The sequence below is a fragment of the Agromyces sp. P1_H4 genome (genome assembly GCF_056405255.1).
In genome coordinates, this window is the sequence record NZ_JBFUCL010000034.1 from 1 (window position 1) to 17,603 (window position 17,603).

A 17,603-nucleotide genomic window follows, 5' to 3' on the forward strand; every position below is an offset into this window, starting at 1 on the left:
GGGGCGCGGGGCGCGGGGCGCGGGGCGCGGCGGTGCGGGGTGTGGGGTGCGGGGGTGCGGGGTGCGGCGGGAGCCCAGCGAGCGAAGCCGCGGGCGGGGCACGACGAAGGGCGCCGTCCGCATCGCGGTCGGCGCCCTCGTCGCTTCAGTCGGGCGAGCCGATCAGGCCGCCGACCAGCCGCCGTCGGATGCCAGCACGACGCCGTTGATGTTCACGCCGTCGTCGCTGAGCAGGAACGTGATCGACGCGGCGAGAGCGTCGGCCTCGGCGGCATCGGGGAGGATCGTCATCGCGAGCTGCACGCGCTCCGCGCCGAGCGGGGACGCGAACTTCGCCTCGATGTTGGTGATGGTCGGGCCCGGGGCGACGGCGTTCACGCGGAGGCCGCTCGGTCCGTACATGAACGCGGTCGACTTCGTGAGGCCGACGACGGCGTGCTTCGATGCGGTGTAGGCCACGCCCGCGGCCGAACCGCGCAGCGCGGCCTCGGAGGCGGTGTTCACGATCGAGCCCGAGCCCTGGGCGACCATGAGCGGCGCGACCGCGCGCATGAGCTTCATGGTGCCGTCGACGTTGACCGAGAACACGCGCTGCCACACGGCGTCGGTGAGCTCGCCGATGGGCGTCATGTCGTCCATGATCCCGGCGATGTTCGCGAGGCCGTCGATGCGCTCACCGGCTGCGCCGACGATCTCGGCGATCTTCGCGTCGTCGGTGATGTCGGCGACGAGGGTCACGATGTCGGCGCCGTCGTGCTCGGCCGCGAACTCGTCGAGGCGCTCCTGCGACACGTCGACGGCCACGACGCGGCCGCCCTCGCGGGCGATGCGAGATGCGGTCGCGCGGCCGATGCCCGAGCCGGCGCCGGTCACGATCACGGTCTTGCCCGCGAAGCGGCCCTGGTCGAGTCGCTCGACCCACTCGGGGCGCTCCACGACGGGGGCGGATGCCTCGGCGGCGGCGCTCGTGGCATCCGTACCGCCCGGCGTCTCGGACGCGGTGCCGGCGGGCACGTCGCCCGCAGCGGCGTGAGCGACGAGCTCGTCGACCATCTGCTGGCTGAACTGGCCCTTGCTGAGCTTGATGAGGCGCTTGATCGCCAGTCGGCTGACGGGCTTCAGCACGTCGGCGTCCTGCCCGGACTGCGCGAGCAGGTCGCGGAGGATGGGGCCGCCGACGGGGTGGGCGAGCCAGGTCTTGATGGAGTCGTCGCCGGTGAGGGTGGTGGGGGTGCTCATGCGGTGTTCCTTACTCTGCTTCGGGTTACCGGACATCGTTGTCCGGTATGTAAGGTAGCACCCGTGCCTGAAGGAAAGTCGGGAGTTCCGCGGCCGCCGAAGGCCAACCGCGGACCGGCCGCCGGGCCCGAGAACCGGCGGGCGCTCATCGCCGCTGCCCGCGAGGTCTTCGCCGTCGACGGGCTGCAGGCGCCGTTCAGCGCCGTCGCCAAGCGCGCGGGAGTCGGGCAGGGCAGCCTCTACCGGCACTTCCCCGACAAGCTCGCCCTCGCGATCGCGGTCTTCGACGAGAACCTCGACGCGCTCGAGGCATCGGTCGCCCCGCCCGAGGCCACGCTCGACGACCTGCTCGACACGATCATCGAGCAGGCCGTCGCCTCGACGGCGCTCATCGACCTCATCTGGACCAACAGGCGCGACCAGCAGGTGGCGCATCTCGGGGACCGGCTGGCGGCGGTCGCCGAGACCGTGATCGCGCGTGAACGCGCTGCCGGCCGCATCGGCGACCACGTCGACACCGAGGACGTGCTGCTCGCCGTCACCATGCTGACGGATGTCGTGGCGCGCACCGACGCCGAGGATCGGCGCGCCGTCTCGCGCCGGGCGTGGGCGATCTTCCACGCCGCCTTCGCGCCGCGATGAGGCCGCCGCCTGCTGGGGCCGATCGTCGGCCGGGTCCGCCCTTGTACGGGCTCGCCATCCGCGCGAGACTCGGTGCATGGACGAGGAGCGCACGCCGACCCGGGAGCTGTCCGAGGACGAATGCTGGCAGCGGCTGCGCGATGCTCCGTACGGGCGCGTCGCCGCCGCGGCCGCGGGCGAGGTCGACATCTTCCCCGTCAACCACGTCGTGGACGGCTCGACGATCGTCTTCCGTACTTCGCCCGGCACGAAACTGCTCGAGCTGACGATCCATCACGGCGTGGCCTTCGAGATCGACGGATTCACCGAGACCGACGCGTTCAGCGTGGTCGTCAAGGGCTCCGCCGAGGAGTTCGACCGCCAGAGCGAGGTCGAGGCCGCGGAGCGGCTCGGCGTCATCCCCTGGGCGCCTGAGGAGAAGGACCGGTGGGTGCGGATCACGCCCACCGCGGTGCACGGCCGTACGTTCCGGCGCCCCTGACCGCGAGAGCGGGCCGAGGGCGGCCTAGCGCGAGCCGGCCTCGCGCGAGTTGGCTTCGTCGACCTCGCCGGGCCGCGTGTCGGCGTCGTCCGCGATGTCGATGCGGGTGACGCCGTCGTGCTCGCTGACCTCGACCTGCGTAGGCAGGTCCTCGGGGCTCGTGACCTCGCCCACCCGGTCCTCCGAGGCGTCACCCATCCGACGACTCGCCCGCGGGCTCGGGCGCCCCGCCCGACGCGGTGTCCTCCGCGACGGTCTCGTCGCCCTTCTCGAACTCCTCGGGCAGGCGCGCGCCGTCGCCGCGGTCCTTCGTGGCGCGAGCCGGCGGTGGCGTCTGCTCGTCGCCCTGCTCGGGCGGGGTGATCTCGGGGTCGGCCATCAGTGCTCCTTGTCGGTCGTGCGGGGGTCGGACTGCTTCCAGCAGGAAACACCGGTGGGGCCGGCGCGGGAAACGCCTTGACAAACGGATGCCGCGGCATCCGCTGCCGGGAATCACGCGGCCGCGGGCTCCGACTCGGACTCCGAGGCGGGCTTGGACTCGGACTCGCCCTCGGTCACTGGGACGCGCACGGTCAGGCTGCCGGCGTCGATCCACGTGCGGAACGCCTCGGCGCGTCCGAAGGTGTCGCCGTCGAGCTCGACCTCCTCGGGATGACTGAGCACGACGTCGAGCCGCCTGCCGCGCACGTAGCGCACCGCGTCGACGTCGCGCGAGGGGAGCTTGCGGCCCCACTTCGTGCGGCGCAGGACGCCGTTCTCCCAGATCACCTTCACGAAGATCTGCACCCAGCCCCACGCGCTCTCGGGGCGGAGGAACACCGCCTCGAAGCGCCCGTCGTCGATCGCCGCCTGGGGGAGCAGCAGGATGTTGGCCGGCAGCGAGCCGCAGTTGCCGATGATCAGGGTGTGCGCCGACACGGCGCGCGCGCCGTGGCCGTCGAGACGGTAGCGCATGCGCATGTGGTTCTTGTCGCGCAGGGCCTTGCGCATGGCGTCGACATAGGCGAGCCAGCCGACCTTCGCCTTCAGCTCCTCATCGGTGTTCGAGAGCATCTTCGCGTCGAGCCCGAACCCGGCCATCACCAGGTAGGCGGCCCGTTCCACGGTGCCGCCCTCGCGGCGGATGGAGGCCCACGCGAGATCGATCTGCCGGTCGACGCCGTCGTACGCGACGCGGATGGAGTTCTCGAGGTCGTCGAGCGTCAGCTCCAGGTTTCGGGCGAGCAGGTTGCCCGTGCCCGACGGCAGCAGGGCGAGCGACGTCGACGTGCCGCCGAGTTCCTGGGCGACCGATCGGATGGTGCCGTCGCCGCCGGCTGCGATCACCATGTCGGCGCCGGCCTCGAGTGCCTGCTTCGCCTGGCCGGTGCCGGGGTCCTCCTCGGTGGTCTCGAACCAGAGGGTCTCGGCCCAGTCGGCGGCGGCCGGCTCGGCGGCGATGGCCGCCCGCAGGTCGTCGATCTCGACCTTCACCGGGTTGTAGATGACGGCCGCGAGGCGCTGCTTCGAGGGGCTGGAATCGGACGCGGAGGCGGGCTCGGACGTGCTGGGGGCCGTGGGCATGCAGCGAGCCTAGGGTCGGCGGGCCGCCTTCGCAGCCCCTTGACGACCCGGGGGCGGCGTGCAGCGCGCCGCCCCCGGGTCGCCGGAGCCCCCGCTCGGGCGCTCAGCGGGGGATCGGACCGAACAGCGCCTCCACGTCGGCGAGCTCCATCTCGGCCGTCGCCTGCACGAGCTTGAGCAGCTCGGGGTCGAGTCCCGGCGAGAACTCCTCGTAGCGCTCGGGCGCGATGGTCGACGGGAACCCGTCGGGTGCCTGCTCGCGCGCGTCGAGGTTCGTGCCGTCACCCGATGGCGACAGGCCCTGGAAGATGCGGCCGGCCTCCGACTGGCCCGTCAGGTCGAAGGTGTACTGCTTGCTCTGCAGGCCCTCGTCGAGCAGCTTCTTCACCTCGGGGAACTTCGAGGCATCGGTCTTGGGGATCGGCAGCAGCGTCTTCCAGTTCACGCCGAGCGTCTCGAGTGCCTTGGCGTAGGCGTTCTCGTGCGCTTGGTCGCGCACGATGAGGTAGGCGATGGTCGCGCGCGCCGTGGCGTTCGCGGTCATCTCGTAGATGCGGCACTTCTGCAGCCGGCCGGTCGACTCCAGCATGAGGTTGTAGAGCAGGTCGAGCGGCAGGTTGCCCGAGTTGTAGACGTAGCTCCCGCTCCACGGGTTGCCGGCGGCGTCGACGGGAAGGGCCCCCTGCGCGCCGACGAGGTAGTGGTGGATGTTGCCCTCGTCGAGCGCGATGCTGAGGGGCGTCGCTCCCTTCGCCCCCGGTTCGTCGAGGGGATCCGTCTGCGTGCCCTGGTAGCGGGGCGAGCCGTCGAGCAGCCGGGAGATCGTGGTGCCGATGAGTTCGACATGGCTGATCTCCTCGGTGCCGATGCCCTGCAGCAGGTCGCGGTAGGGCTTGCCCGCCGGGCCGCGGAAGTTCATGGCCTGGAACAGGTACTGCATCATGGTGCGCATCTCGCCGAACTGGCCGCCGAGCCCCTCCTGCAGGGCATTGGCTGCGGCGGGATCGGGCTCGTCTGGGACGATCTCGTTGATCAGGCGCTGGACGTGGAAGAACATTCGGACGTACCCCCTGTGTTCATTCGCAACGACCACGCGCGTCGGATCAGGCTACGTGGCGGCATCCGACCTGTGAGCGGGCTTGACTCGGGCACCGGGCGACCGGATCATGCTGCACTCAGGCTGGATCAGGCCGGATCATGCCGCCCTCAGCGGAGTCCGGCCACCCGGCGTCGTTCCGACAGCTCGGCCGAGGCGACGATGACCGCGAGCACCACGACCGCGCAGAGGATGACCGCCCCTGCCGGCAGCAGTGCGGCCGCGACGCCGAGCGCTGCGGTGAGCACCAGGGCGGGCACGGCCCAGCGCAGCACGGCGCCGATCGGCCGACCGAACCGCAGCGAGATGATGGCGTTCGTGAGGTAGAACACCGCGATGCCGCCGCAGAGCGCGATGCCCGACGCGAGTGGGAGCGGCTCGCCGGGATCGTGGATCGCGTTGCCGAGCGCTCCCGACACGGCGGTCACCCCGACCACCACGAGGAACGGCAGGAACCCCACGGTGTCGCGGATGGCCGGGTAGTCCCCGGCCGCTCGCAGTGCCTCGAGCCCGTCGCGCATCGCCTCGGTGCCGTACATGAAGAACGACCAGGCGAGCAGGGCGATGGCGGCGAGGCCCAGCGCCGCCGTCAGCCCGGCCTCGATCGTCCAGGCCGCGTCGAGCGCGGCCACGATGGAGAGCACCGACTCGCCGAGCACGATCACGACGAGCAGTCCGAAGCGCTCGGCGAGGTGCTCCACGTTGAGGTTGGCGATCACCCGATCGGCCCAGCTCGCACTGCTCGTCACGAGGAGCACCACCTCGATGACGATCGCCACGCCCCACAGCACGAAGTTCCACGGCTGCGGCACCCAGATCGACGCGAGCCAGATCGCCGCGGTCACGCCGTTGTAGGCGAGCACGCGGATCCGCGACGCGGTGCCGCCGGTCGCCCACGACTGCGAGATCCACAGCGCGAGCAGCACGATGCGCAGCGCGGCGTTGCCAGCGGCGAACAGCCACGCGCGCTCGGTGGTCGCCGCGGGGGCCGCGACCGCGATCGCGCCGAGCGCGAACATGGCGGCGAGCATGACGAACGCGAGCTGGCGCCGGGTGAGCCACGGCATGATGTTCACCGCGAACGTCAGGTTCACCCACGACCACCACACCGATGCGAACAGCGCGACGAAGAGCAGCAGGTTCGCGACCGTCGGCTCCTCGTGGAGCCCGTGCGCGAGCTGGCCGACGAGCGCCACGAAGATGAGGTCGAAGAAGAGCTCCATCCAGTGCGCCCGTGAGGGGTCGCGATCGATGGCCGGGCGCCGGTCGGGTGCACGGCCCGCTGCCCGTGGGTTCGCCCCGTCGCCGGCCACGTCGCGAGAGTACTCCTGGGCGGCGTCCGCGATCCAGCGATGGGTGACGGATGCCGCGGGCGGCCGAGGTCAGCGATGCTGACGGATGCCGCGGGCCGGCGTTCAGCCCGTCGAGCCCAGCGCTCGAGGCAGCTCCTCGCACAGCTCGCGGGCGAGGAACCCCACCTCGCCGACCCGGTCGGCGAGCCGGTCGCCGGCAAGGGCGTGCAGGTGCGTCGCCCAGACCGCCGCCTGCGCGGCATCCGCCCCTCGAGCCACGAGGCCCGCGAGCGCGCCGGCGAGCACGTCGCCGCTGCCGGAAGTGCCGAGGCCGGGTCCGCCCGCGCGCACCCGCCAGGCGCCTTCGGGATCGGCGACCTCGCCGTAACAGGTCACCGCGGCGCGGTACCGGTCGGCGACGCGCGCCACCACCGCGGCGAGCCGGCCGGGGTCGCCCTCCAAGGCTCCGTCCACATCGGCGTCGCCCTGCGCGGGCTCGCCGTCGCCGTCGCCGAGCAGCAGGGCAGCCTCCTCGGCGTTGGGGCTCAGCACCGTCCGCGCGGGCAGCGCCACCTCGAGCCCGGGCAGCACGCCGAGCGCGAAGGCGTCGAGCGCGAGTGCGGTGGGCGCTCCGTCGGCGCCGCAGACCGCTTCGACGAGCCGTCTCGTGAGGTCGAGGTCGTCGAGTCCCGGGCCGACGAGCACGGCGTCGGCGCCGGCCAGCTCCGAACGCACCTCGTCGCCGAGCGGGTCGCCCGCGGCATCCGCCCCACGCTCGGGAAGGCTCAGCACTCCCGCCTCGGGCACCGCGATCGCCACGGGCAGGGCGATCGATGCCGGCGTGACGAGCGTGAGTCGTCCGGCACCGACGCGCAACGCGGCGACGCCCGCGAGCAGTGCCCCGCCCGGCGAGTGCTCCGAGCCGCCGATGACGACGACCCGTCCGCGAGCGTGCTTCGAGCCCCCCGGTGCGGGCAGCGGCCACGCTCGCAGCATCCGCTCGTCGACCGGGATCGGCTCAGCGGGGCGTGACATCGTCCGCTCCCGGGTGGGCGGTGACCGGCGCTCCCTCGACGCGGAGGTGCCCGACGTCGCCGAACTCGACGAGGCGCCACCGGCCGTCGACGCGCTCGAGGTGCGTGACCGACGCGTTGCCGACCACGTTCGCGCGGGCGAACTCGAGCAGCTCGGTCTCGCTGAGGCCGAGCAGCACGTAGAGCGAGACCATGACGATCGCATCGTGCGCCATGACGAAGGCGCGCTCGCCGGCGGCCGCCTCGAAATCGCCGAAGAACGAGCGCAGTCGCAGCGCGATGTCGGCCCACGACTCGCCGCCCGGCGGCCGGTGGTAGAACTTGCCGAGGTGCCGCCGCCGGGCGACCTCGTCAGGGAACCGCGCCGCGACGCCGGTGTGCGTGAGGAGATCGAGCACGCCGAGCTCGCGATCGCGCAGGCGTTCGTCGGCGAGGACCACCCGCTCGCCATGCTCTTCGCCGAGTTCTTCACCCAGCGCGATGGCCAGCGTGCGTCGCGCGCGGGCGTACGGCGAGCTCCAGAGGGAGTCGAACCCGGCGACGCGCGGCTGCAGCCAGTCACCGAGGGCGCGAGCCTGTTCGACGCCAGTCGGCGAGAGGTCGACGTCGGCGTCGCGCACGTCGAGGGGGATCACCTCGAGGCGTTCGACCTCCGCCCGGGTCGCGGCGACGTTGCCGATGCTCTCGGCGTGCCTCGCCAGCCACAGTTCGCGCATGCTCTCAGCCAATCACCGGAGGGTGCCCCGCGGGAACACGTTGACAGGCGGCGCGGCGACGACTACCGGCAGCGGATGCCGCGTGCTCGGCGTTGCGGTCGGCAGGAGCGACGACGAGGATTCGTCATGCGCGACCGTCGCCGGGGCTCGTGGGCCCTCCCACGTCGCGGACCCAGGTCGAGGAGGATGCCATGACCACGCTCGTGCTCTACGAGTCGATGTTCGGGAACACCCGTCGCATCGCCGAGGCGATCGGCGACGGCCTCGCCACCGCCGATCTCGACGTCCGCGTCGACCTCGTCTCCGCGGTCGTGAATGCCGACGCCGACCTCGTCGTCATCGGCGCACCGACGCACGCCCACTCGCTCCCGCGCGCGTCGTCGCGAGAGGAGGCCGCCACCTGGGCTCAGGACCCTGAGAAGCACCTCGCGCTCGAGCCCGATGCGTCCGCGCCCGGCGTTCGAGAATGGCTCGAGGCGCTGGAGACGCCGCCCACGGCATGGGCGGCCTTCGCGACCCGTGCCGACATCCCGCGCATCTTCGCCGGCGATGCGTCGGCAGCGATCGAGAAGCGGATGCGCCGAAGCGGTTCCTCCCGCCCTGTCGCACCCTCCGAGTGCTTCCTGGTCGACCTCGACAACGTGCTCGTCGAGGGAGAGCTCGAACGCGCGCGCGAGTGGGGTCGCTCCCTCGCCCGCCTCGTTGGAGCGCCGCAGCCATGAGCGGACACCGCCCCACCTGACGGTCCCGCTGTCAGGTGGGTGGTGCACACTGGACCCGTGATCGCCGAGCACGAGCTGACCTGGAGCCCGCGGCATCCGACCGACCTGCTCCAGACCATCTCCGCACTGCGCCGTGGGCCGGCCGACCCGACCTACCAGCGCGACGCGAGCGGCGGGGTCTGGCGCACGACCCGCACCGCCGACGGGGTCGCGACGCTGCGCTACACGCAGCCGGCCTCCGACACGTTGCGCTGCGAGGGCTGGGGCCCGGGCGCGGCATCCGGGGTCGCGGCGGCACCCGACCTGCTCGGCGACCGCGACGACCCCTCGGGGTTCGTGCCCGGCATCCGCCTGCTCGACGACGCCCACCGTCGCAATCCCGGCCTGCGCATCCCGCGCACGGGCGCCGTGTTCGAGGCGCTCGCGCCGGCCATCCTCGAGCAGAAGGTGATCACGCTGCAGGCGCACGACTCGTGGCGACGCCTCGTGTGGCGGTTCGGCGACGACGCCCCCGGTCCGACGCCCCGTACGATGCGGGTCGCGCCGTCGCCCGAGGGCTGGATGTCCATCCCCACCTGGGAGTGGCACAAGGCCGGGGTCGATCCGCGCCGCGCCCGCACCATCGCGAATGCCGCCCGCTACGCGGCGCGCCTCGAGCAGGCCGTCGAGATGAGCCCGGCGGATGCCGCGGCGCGGCTGACCCTCATGCCGGGCGTCGGCGCGTGGACCGCCGCCGAGGTGGCGCAACGAGCCCTCGGCGACGCCGACGCGCTCTCGGTGGGCGACTACCACCTGTCGAACTACCTCGGCCACGCACTGTGGGGCCGCGACATGGACGACGACGAGATGCTCGTGGCCATGGCGCCGTGGGCGGGGCACCGCTACCGGGTGGTGCGGCTCCTCGGCGCCGAGGGCGTGCGCGGGCGTCCACGGCGCGGGCCGCGGATGTCGTTCGTCGACCACCGCGCGATCTGAGCTCGTCGACGCGGGGTCGGCTCGCGGCATCCGCCCGATGCATCGGCTACGGCGTCAGCGCGCGGCGACCGTGACCGGCGTCAGCGCGCCGCTCGGTCGAGCCCCCACTCGGTGAGCGGCTGCAGCAGCTCGATGAGCCGCAGGCCGTCGGTGCTCGGGGTGTAGCTGATCGTCACGGGAGTGGTCGCGCGCACGTGCCGCTCGATGAGGCCCTCGGCCTCGAGCTCACGCAGGCGGGTCGCGAGCAGGCGATCGGAGATGCCGGTGACCGCGGACCGGTACTCGGAGAACCGCCGGGCACCCCGCACGCCGGCGAGCAGGATGGCCGCGTTCCACTTTCGGCCTGCGAACTCGACCGTCGACTGGAACCGGCGGCACGCCGCCTCGTCGATGTGCCCGAGCTCCTCGAGCCGCTCGGTGCGTGCCAGCCGCTCTGTACTGTCGGGCGACTGGATCCGCTCGTCCAGGGTCCTGCGCATGAGACCTCCATCACTCACTTGGAGTAAGCGACTTACCCGCCCCATGCATTCCCGATCGGGCTGGGCCAGCATGGAGGCATCCGCCCGCACCGAAGGATCGGAGCACGATGCACTACGGCCACGAGCTGCAGTTCGGCACCTTCATCACCCCCGCGAACGACCCGCCGCAGGCGGCCGTGCGCCTCGCGCAGCTCGCCGAGGCATCCGGCTACGACCTCGTCACGTTCCAGGACCACCCCTACCAGCCGCGATTCCACGACACGTCGACGCTGCTCACGTGGGTCGCTGCCCGCACCGAACGCGTGCACGTGGCGGCGAACGTCACCAACGTGCCGCTCCGGCCACCGGCAGTGCTGGCCCGCGCGGCCGCGAGCCTCGACCTGCTGAGCGGGGGCCGCTTCGAGCTCGGCCTCGGGGCCGGCGGCTTCTGGGACGCGATCGACGCCATGGGTGGCCGCAGGCTCACGCCGGGTCAGGCCGTCGACGCGCTCTCGGAGGCCATCGACATCATCCGCGGCATCTGGGACCAGGGCGAGCGCGCCCGGTTCGAGGTCGACGGCAGGTACCACCGGGTCGACGGCGCCAAGCGCGGGCCGGCGCCGGCGCACAACATCCCCATCTGGATCGGCGCCCTGAAGCCGCGGATGCTGCGCCTCATCGGTCGGAAGGGCGACGGCTGGCTGCCATCGCTCGCCTACCTGCAACCCGGCGACCTCGCGCGGGGCAACGCGACGATCGACGAGGCGGCGCTCGCCGCCGGGCGCGACCCCCGCGAGATCCGCCGGCTCGTGAACATCGGCGGGCGGTTCTCGGCGGGAGCGGCGGGCGCGGGCGGCGGCGGATTCCTCGACGGGCCTGCCGCGCAGTGGGTCGAGCAGTTGCTGCCGCTCGTCGTCGACGACGGCATCGGCACGTTCATCCTCGCCAGCGACGACCCCGCCACCATGCAGCATTTCGCCGAGGAGGTCGCACCCGCGTTGCGCGAGGCGGTCGCACGCGAGCTGCGATCAGCGGATGCCGCGACCGTCGCCGAAGCCACCCGGGTCGGTCGCAGCACTGCCGTGCGCGCGAAGCGTCGCCCCGGCATCGACTACGACGCGCTGCCCGCCTCGCTCGCCGCCCATGCCGTCGAGCCGGGCGACGCAGGGTATGCGCGCGTCAAGTCCACGTACATGCGCGGTGGAGCCCCCGGCCTCGTGCTCCGGCCGGGCGACGCCGCCGAGGTGGCGGAGGCCGTCGCCTTCGCCCGGGACAACCGCGATGTGCCGCTCGGCGTGCGCAGCGGCGGCCACGGCATCAGCGGACGCTCCACGAACGACGGCGGCATCGTGATCGACCTCGGCCGGCTCGATGCCATGGAGGTGCTCGACGAGTCGGCCCGGCTCGTGCGCATCGGCGCCGGCGCCCGCTGGAAGGACGTCGCCGCCTTCCTCGGGTCGCGCGGGTGGGCGTTGAGTTCGGGCGACTACGGCGGCGTCGGCGTGGGCGGGCTCGCCACCGCGGGCGGCGTCGGCTGGCTCGTGCGCGAGCACGGCCTCACCATCGACCACGTGCGGGCCGTCGAGGTGGTGCTGGCCGACGGCTCGGTCGTGCGGGCGGATGCCACGCGGCATCCGGAGCTCTTCTGGGCCGTTCGCGGCGCCGGCGCCAACGTGGGCATCGTCACGGCCTTCGACTTCGCGGTCGACGAGGTCGGCGACGTCGGCTTCGCGCAGCTCGCGTTCGACGCGAGCGACACCGCCGGGTTCCTGCAGGCGTGGGGCGACTGGGTCGTCGACGCGCCGCGCGATCTCACGAGCTTCCTCATCCTCGGCGGCGCGCGACCGGGGGAGCCGCGGGTCGCCCAGGTCATGGCGATGATCGACTCCGACGACCCCGACCTCGTGCTGGCGCGGCTGCAGCCCCTCGCCGAAGCCGCGCCGCTCGTGGGGCAGGACGTGCGCATCACGAGTTACCGCGCCGTCATCTCGAACGCGTCCGACGAGACGCACGCCGCCGAGGGCGAGCCCACCGCGCGCACCGGCCTCATCGGCCGCATCACGCCCGAGTTCGCCCGCGACACCGCCCGGTTCCTCGACAGCGGCGCGACGTACTTCTTCCAGCTGCGCGCGGTCGGCGGGGCCGTGCACGATGTGCCGGCGGATGCCACGGCCTTCGCCCACCGCTCGGCGGAGTTCTCGGTGGTGGCGTTCGGGTCGGGCCGGCAGGGGACGTCGGCGCAGTGGAACGAGCTCATCGCCCCGCACCTCGACGGCGCCTACGTGAGCTTCGAGACCGAGCAGGGCGATGCGGCGGTCGAGGCGGCCTACCCGCCGGCGACGCTCTCGCGGCTCCGGGCGATCAAGGCGCAGGTCGATCCCGGGAACCTGTTCCGCGACAACGCGAACGTCCGGCCGGCGTAGGGCGACCATGGCTCCGGCTCGGGCTCACCTGGCCGTTGCCGCTGCGAGCAGGATCACCGCATCCACGGTCGCTCCGTGGCGATCGGCCAACTCGTCGTTCCAGGAGCCGAGCAGGTGCCAGGTCGCGATGCGGAAGGTCAGGGCGCGAACGAGCAACTGCGACCACTCGGGGATGCCGTGATCGTCTGCGAGACGCGCTGGCGGATACCCGTGCCAGCACGCGCCGTCGACCGCGGCGATCGCTGCGCCGGTGCCGGCGGGCCGCCAGTACGGAGCCCAGTCGATCACCGCCGGCGGACGCCCCGTCGCGAACATCACGTTGCCGAGAAGGTCGCCGTGGATGACTTGCGACGCCGACTCCACCGGGCGGAACTCGGCGGCGAGCCTCCCGAGCATCTCGTCGGCCGGCAGCGGATCCTCGCCCCACGCCATCCGCTCGGCCCGGCTCCACGCGTCATCGGATCGAGCGATGAACCCGGGCTGCGGCAGGGATGCGATGGCGCGGTGGAACGCGGCACCGGCCCGGATGACGTCGATGAGGCGTGACTCATCCGCCGTGCCCGGCATCCACTCCCATGCCTCCCACCCGTCGTGCACCCACGCACCCGAGCGGTCGGGGATCGGCCGGGGAACCGTGAACTCGTCGGTCCGTTCGAGGTCCGCGAGAACCCCGGATTTCCAGACGGCTTCCTCAGGATCGCCCGCCGGTCGGATCACGACGCCGCCCGCGCGCCACGTAAGACCGCGGCCGCCGCTCAGACGCTCTGGCGTCCCGGTCGCGCCGAACGCCGCGAAGACCTCCCTCGGGGGCTGGGTGGCGCTCACGCGCCGAGCAGCGTGTCGAGCACCGGGTGCAGGTGCCGGGTCGCGAGCACGGATGCCGCGTGCTGTGCGCCCGCACGCAGCGCGTCGGGCAGTGGCGACCCGGCGAGCATCGCGTCGAGCACGCCCGACATGAACGCATCGCCCGCGCCGTTCGTGTCGACCACCTCGACCGGGACCGCGGCGACGGCGTGCCGCGTCATCCGCTCGTCGACCGCGACCGCCCCCTCGGCTCCGAGCGTGCACACGACGAGCTTCGCGCCGCCCTCGATGCACCGCTCCATGAACGGGAACGGGTCGTCGCCGATGCGGTCGGCGTTCATGAAGATCACGTCGGCGGTGTCGATGAACGGGCGGTGGAAGTCCGCCTCGCCGTCGTAGTCGTGGATGTCCGTCCAGATCGGGCGCCCGGTCGCGCGGGCCGCTTCGACGAGCCCGAGGGAGACCGGGGCGAGGTCGAGCACGATGGCCGCGGCATCCGACATCGCGGCGATCGCCTCGGGCGACGGCTCGTCGTCCTGCAGCTGGGGCGTCGCGAGGTAGAGCGACACCCGAGCACCCGCCGGCGTCATGAGGTTGAGGTGGCGCTCGGTCGTGCCGCCGTCGCCCTCGACGAGCTCCACGCCGGCCTCGGTGAGCAGCCGTCGAACGCGCTCGCCCTCGACATCGCCGCCGAGCAGGGTGTGCAGCACCGTGCGCCGGCCGAGCCCGACGAATCCGAGCGCCTTGCCCGCCGACGTCGCGCCGAGCGTCTCGTACTCGTCGAGCGCGAACTGCATGTGCGGCACCGGCTCGGGCAGGCGGTCGAGCATGACGATGCGGTTCCACGAGGCGGGCCCGGCGATGAAGACGTGATCGGTCATCCGCTCATTCTGGCGGATGCCGCGGAGGTCGTCCGCGGTCGCTCGGACCCCGCGCTACTCGAGCCACTCCGTCTCGAACGTCGGGCTCGCGTGGATGTTCGTCGACACGAACGGCTCGCCGCCGATCACCGCGAACTTGTGCGGCATGAACGCCGGCACGACGAGCACCTGGCCGCCGGATGCCTCGAGCCGCTCGTCGCCCACGGTGAACAGCGCCCGCCCGTGGCGCACCACGAACGTCTCGGTGTACGGATGCCGGTGCAGCCGCGGCCCCGCTCCCTCGCGCGACTCGTACTCGAGGATCAGCGACACCTGCGAGCCGATGGACGCCCCCTCGATGTTGTCGTTCCAGCCCACGTCATCGGTCGCGGCATCCGCCCGCTGATAGATGAGCACCACCGGCCTCTCCTCTCCGTCGAGTCGAACGCGCGCCACAATAACGCGAGGCACCGGATGCCGCCACCGGGCAGGCGACTTCCGACGGCCATCACGCAAAAGACGTTCGATGAATGCGCGGCTAAGGAACAGCCGACCATTGACATACGGATTCGGCCAGCGTTAGTGTCGGCACCACACCATATGTCGTCTGCGGCAACATATATCGCCACGGCGTGGCAGGCGGCCTTCCGCACGGTCCAACTCGAAGGGGAGAACGACCAGATGAAGCAACTCGTCCGAAACGTGATGACCGGGGCATGCGCCATCGGAATCACCGCAACCGTCGGCATCGCCGCAGCCCCCGCCTTCGCCGAGAGTCCTGACGAGTACAAGGTGCTCGTCGTCGGGCAGACGCTCGGCTTCCGCCACTCGCACATCGACGACACGACCCTCGCCGTGATCCGACTGGGCGAGGAGCACGGGTTCGACGTCGACGTCTGGGACTCGCGCCAGCCCGATCTCACCCTCCCGACGACCCCGTTCACGTCTGCAGCCGACCTCTCGCAGTACGCGTCGATCATCTTCGCGTCGCCCGTCGACGCGACGAACAACCTCGACCCCACGCGCCCCCGGCTGCTGAACGACACCGAGCTCGCGGCCCTCCAGGGCTACATCCACGACGGCGGCGGCTACGTCGGCCTGCACGCCGCGACCGACTCGATGCACACGGTTCCCTGGTACAGCGAACTCACCGGCGGCGGAGCGCGGTTCCGCAACCACCCCGCGCAGCAGACGGCCACGATGCGCGTCGAGAGCCCGGGCCATCCGTCGACGGCGATGCTGCCGGCCGAATGGGTGCGGTTCGACGAGTGGTACAACTTCACGACGAACCCGCGAGACGACGTGCACGTGCTGATCACGCTCGACGAGTCGACCTACAGCCCGGGCAGCGGCGCCATGGGCGCCGACCACCCGATCGCCTGGTGCCAGAACTTCGAGGGCGGTCGTTCCTGGTACGAGGGGGCCGGGCACACGGATGCCTCGTGGGCTGACCCGCTCTTCCTCGAGCACATCCTCGCGGGCATCGAATGGACCGCGGGCGTCGTGACCGGCGGCGGCGACTGCGTGACCTTCAGCGAGGTGAACGAGCTCCTCGGGGGCATTCCCGCCTCCGTGAAGAACGCGAAGCTCGGCGCCGACGTCGCCGGCTCGCTCGCCGACGCGGAGGAGTCTGCGGATTCCGGTGACCACGCCGCCGCGATCGCCACGCTGCGGCAGGCCTGGGCGAAGGCGCACGGCATCCAGGACGACGTCCTCGTCGCCAAGATCGCCGACCTGATCGAGTGGCAGGAGGCCCTCCGCTGACGTCGTCACGACCACCGGTCCCGGCCAGGATTCAGGCGCACGACCGGGATTCAGGCCGCGATGGGCCGGGGCAGCCTGACGGGCCGACGATCGCCTGAACCGACGCGGACGACGCGCCGCCGCCGTGCGGCGCGTCGTCCGCGATTCGCTACGCTGAGCGGCATCGCGCCAGCGGGAGGCCGGCGCGAGGACCTGCGACGACGTCGACCTGAAGGATGAGCCGTGCCCCGTTTCGACCTGCCCGTTGACGAGCTGCGCGCCTACCGCCCGATCGTGGCCGAGCCCGACGACTTCGACGCGTTCTGGACGTCGACCCTCGCCGAGTCCCGCGCATTCGCGGAGGCGCCCCGGCCCACGCGCGTCGAGTCTCCGCTCACCGCCGTCGACGTGTTCGACGTCTCGTTCAGCGGATTCGGCGGCGACCCCGTGCGGGGGTGGTTCACGGTTCCCGCCGGCGCGACGGGTCCACTGCCCACGGTGGTCGAGTACAACGGCTACAACGGCGGGCGCGGCCTCCCGCACGAGCGACTCGCGTGGGCGGCATCCGGATACGCGCACTTCTTCATGGACACCCGCGGCCAGGGGAGCGGCTGGGGCACGGGTGGCGGCACGCCCGACCCCCACGGCACCGGCCCCTCGGCACCCGGGTTCATGACGCGCGGCATCGAGAGCCCGGCCACCTACTTCTACCGCCGGGTCTTCACCGACGCGGTGCTCGCCCTCGACGCGGTGCGGTCGCTCGACGTCGTCGACGCCGAGCGCGTCGCCGTCGCGGGCGCGAGCCAGGGCGGCGGCATCGCGATCGCCGTGGCCGGCCTGTCGCAGGGACTCGTGGGCGCCATGCCCGAGGTGCCGTTCCTCTGCCACTTCGAGCGCGCCGTCGGCCTCACCGACCGCGACCCATACCACGAGATCGTGCGCTACCTCTCGGTGCACCGGGAGGCCTGGCCCATGGCGTTCGAGACACTGTCGTACTTCGACGGTGTCAACTTCGCCAAGCGGGCGACGGCCCCCGCCCTGTTCTCGGTGGGCCTGCTCGACCCCGTGTGCCCGCCGTCGACGGTGTACGCCGCGCGAAACCACTGGGGCGCGGGCGAGGCCGTCGAGGCCGACATCGTCGAGTACCCGTTCAACGAGCACGAGGGCGGCGCGGCCGCGCACTGGCCCCGACAGGTCGCGTGGCTCGCCGAGCGGCTGGCGTGAGCGCCATGAGCCAGGGGACGCTCGCGATCGACGCCGGGCAGTCGGGCATCAAGGTGCGCCACACGGATGCCGCGGGCGTCAGCGAGTGGGCCGGGCCAGGCATCCGCACCGACCTGCCGCTGCTGCCGCAACTCGTGCAGGTCGTCGACCAGGCCGCTGAGGCGGGCCACGCGTTCGACGAGGTCGGGTTCGGGGTCTCGGGACTCACGTCGGAGGAGTCCGACGCCGGCTACCTCCTCGCGTCCGCATCGCAGCACGGGGTGCGCGCCGTGCGCCTCGCCCACGACTCGATCACCGCCTACCTCGGCGCACTCGGCGACGAGCGGGGCGC

At 72.3% G+C, this 17,603-nt stretch carries 19 protein-coding genes and 1 pseudogene; 8 read left to right on the top strand and 12 right to left on the bottom strand.

Annotated elements, in window-relative coordinates; all coding sequences use genetic code 11:
• Positions 1–162 precede the first annotated feature (162 nt).
• Entirely contained in the window at positions 163–1,239 is a 1,077-nt protein-coding gene (locus tag AC1DY2_RS03970) for an SDR family NAD(P)-dependent oxidoreductase (RefSeq protein ID WP_476761222.1), read from the bottom strand.
• 63 nt (positions 1,240–1,302) lie between these two features.
• On the opposite strand from AC1DY2_RS03970, the gene AC1DY2_RS03975 reads away from it, so the two are divergent.
• Both AC1DY2_RS03975 and AC1DY2_RS03980 read left to right on the top strand, forming a co-directional pair.
• A complete protein-coding gene (locus AC1DY2_RS03975; RefSeq protein WP_476761223.1) occupies positions 1,303–1,881 on the top strand; it encodes a TetR/AcrR family transcriptional regulator in 579 nt (192 codons plus the stop codon).
• Between the two features lie 76 nt (positions 1,882–1,957).
• Positions 1,958–2,362, top strand: coding sequence for a pyridoxamine 5'-phosphate oxidase family protein (locus AC1DY2_RS03980; RefSeq protein WP_476761224.1), 405 nt, complete (start codon positions 1,958–1,960; stop codon positions 2,360–2,362).
• A gap of 24 nt (positions 2,363–2,386) precedes the next feature.
• Here the strand turns inward: AC1DY2_RS03980 and AC1DY2_RS03985 are convergent, their stop codons facing one another.
• The 7 genes from AC1DY2_RS03985 to AC1DY2_RS04015 form a co-directional block, all read right to left on the bottom strand.
• Positions 2,387–2,560: a hypothetical protein gene (locus tag AC1DY2_RS03985; protein ID WP_476761225.1), complete on the bottom strand. Its 174-nt coding sequence runs from the start codon at positions 2,558–2,560 to the stop codon at positions 2,387–2,389.
• Positions 2,553–2,741, bottom strand: a complete 189-nt coding sequence (locus AC1DY2_RS03990; protein WP_476761226.1) for a hypothetical protein — start codon at positions 2,739–2,741, stop codon at positions 2,553–2,555. The genes AC1DY2_RS03985 and AC1DY2_RS03990 overlap by 8 nt, the downstream gene beginning before the upstream one ends.
• A 113-nt stretch (positions 2,742–2,854) precedes the next feature.
• Complete coding sequence (locus AC1DY2_RS03995; RefSeq protein WP_476761227.1) at positions 2,855–3,925, bottom strand: diacylglycerol/lipid kinase family protein; 1,071 nt, start codon at positions 3,923–3,925, stop codon at positions 2,855–2,857.
• A gap of 103 nt (positions 3,926–4,028) precedes the next feature.
• Positions 4,029–4,982: a manganese catalase family protein gene (locus AC1DY2_RS04000; RefSeq protein ID WP_476761228.1), complete on the bottom strand. Its 954-nt coding sequence runs from the start codon at positions 4,980–4,982 to the stop codon at positions 4,029–4,031.
• Positions 4,983–5,131: 149 nt separating this feature from the next.
• Positions 5,132–6,334: a low temperature requirement protein A gene (locus AC1DY2_RS04005; RefSeq protein ID WP_476761229.1), complete on the bottom strand. Its 1,203-nt coding sequence runs from the start codon at positions 6,332–6,334 to the stop codon at positions 5,132–5,134.
• Positions 6,335–6,436: 102 nt separating this feature from the next.
• A complete protein-coding gene (locus AC1DY2_RS04010; protein ID WP_476761230.1) occupies positions 6,437–7,348 on the bottom strand; it encodes an ADP-dependent NAD(P)H-hydrate dehydratase in 912 nt (303 codons plus the stop codon).
• On the bottom strand, positions 7,332–8,063 hold the full coding sequence (locus AC1DY2_RS04015) for a histidine phosphatase family protein (RefSeq protein WP_476761231.1): 732 nt from the start codon (positions 8,061–8,063) through the stop codon (positions 7,332–7,334). The genes AC1DY2_RS04010 and AC1DY2_RS04015 overlap by 17 nt, the downstream gene beginning before the upstream one ends.
• 191 nt (positions 8,064–8,254) lie before the next feature.
• Between AC1DY2_RS04015 and AC1DY2_RS04020 the strand changes: the two genes are divergently transcribed.
• Together AC1DY2_RS04020 and AC1DY2_RS04025 are read left to right on the top strand one after the other, a co-directional pair.
• Positions 8,255–8,785: a flavodoxin family protein gene (locus tag AC1DY2_RS04020; RefSeq protein WP_476761232.1), complete on the top strand. Its 531-nt coding sequence runs from the start codon at positions 8,255–8,257 to the stop codon at positions 8,783–8,785.
• 57 nt (positions 8,786–8,842) lie between these two features.
• Positions 8,843–9,760, top strand: coding sequence for a DNA-3-methyladenine glycosylase family protein (locus tag AC1DY2_RS04025; RefSeq protein WP_476761233.1), 918 nt, complete (start codon positions 8,843–8,845; stop codon positions 9,758–9,760).
• Positions 9,761–9,840: 80 nt separating this feature from the next.
• Here the strand turns inward: AC1DY2_RS04025 and AC1DY2_RS04030 are convergent, their stop codons facing one another.
• Positions 9,841–10,239 carry a winged helix-turn-helix transcriptional regulator gene (locus AC1DY2_RS04030; RefSeq protein ID WP_476761234.1) on the bottom strand — a complete coding sequence of 133 codons (399 nt, stop codon included), beginning with the start codon at positions 10,237–10,239 and terminating at the stop codon, positions 9,841–9,843.
• A 107-nt stretch (positions 10,240–10,346) separates the two neighbouring features.
• Between AC1DY2_RS04030 and AC1DY2_RS04035 the strand changes: the two genes are divergently transcribed.
• The gene (locus AC1DY2_RS04035; protein ID WP_476761235.1) at positions 10,347–12,641 is read left to right on the top strand and encodes an LLM class flavin-dependent oxidoreductase; all 2,295 of its coding nucleotides are present in this window, start codon (positions 10,347–10,349) and stop codon (positions 12,639–12,641) included.
• Between the two features lie 24 nt (positions 12,642–12,665).
• Here the strand turns inward: AC1DY2_RS04035 and AC1DY2_RS04040 are convergent, their stop codons facing one another.
• The 3 genes from AC1DY2_RS04040 to AC1DY2_RS04050 are packed head-to-tail and all read right to left on the bottom strand — an operon-like array spanning position 12,666 to position 14,725.
• Positions 12,666–13,466 carry a hypothetical protein gene (locus AC1DY2_RS04040; protein ID WP_476761236.1) on the bottom strand — a complete coding sequence of 267 codons (801 nt, stop codon included), beginning with the start codon at positions 13,464–13,466 and terminating at the stop codon, positions 12,666–12,668.
• The gene (locus AC1DY2_RS04045) at positions 13,463–14,326 is read right to left on the bottom strand and encodes a carbohydrate kinase family protein (protein WP_476761237.1); all 864 of its coding nucleotides are present in this window, start codon (positions 14,324–14,326) and stop codon (positions 13,463–13,465) included. Before AC1DY2_RS04045 ends, AC1DY2_RS04040 begins: the two co-directional genes overlap by 4 nt.
• 54 nt (positions 14,327–14,380) lie before the next feature.
• On the bottom strand, positions 14,381–14,725 hold the full coding sequence (locus tag AC1DY2_RS04050; RefSeq protein ID WP_476761238.1) for a cupin domain-containing protein: 345 nt from the start codon (positions 14,723–14,725) through the stop codon (positions 14,381–14,383).
• Between the two features lie 261 nt (positions 14,726–14,986).
• Here AC1DY2_RS04050 and AC1DY2_RS04055 point away from each other — a divergent pair, with 261 nt between their 5' ends.
• The 3 genes and pseudogenes from AC1DY2_RS04055 to AC1DY2_RS04065 all read left to right on the top strand — a co-directional run.
• The gene (locus tag AC1DY2_RS04055; protein WP_476761239.1) at positions 14,987–16,069 is read left to right on the top strand and encodes a ThuA domain-containing protein; all 1,083 of its coding nucleotides are present in this window, start codon (positions 14,987–14,989) and stop codon (positions 16,067–16,069) included.
• A 222-nt stretch (positions 16,070–16,291) separates the two neighbouring features.
• The gene (locus tag AC1DY2_RS04060) at positions 16,292–17,272 is read left to right on the top strand and encodes an acetylxylan esterase (RefSeq protein WP_476761240.1); all 981 of its coding nucleotides are present in this window, start codon (positions 16,292–16,294) and stop codon (positions 17,270–17,272) included.
• 5 nt (positions 17,273–17,277) lie between these two features.
• Positions 17,278–17,603, top strand: a pseudogene (locus AC1DY2_RS04065) (hypothetical protein); the annotation flags it as partial.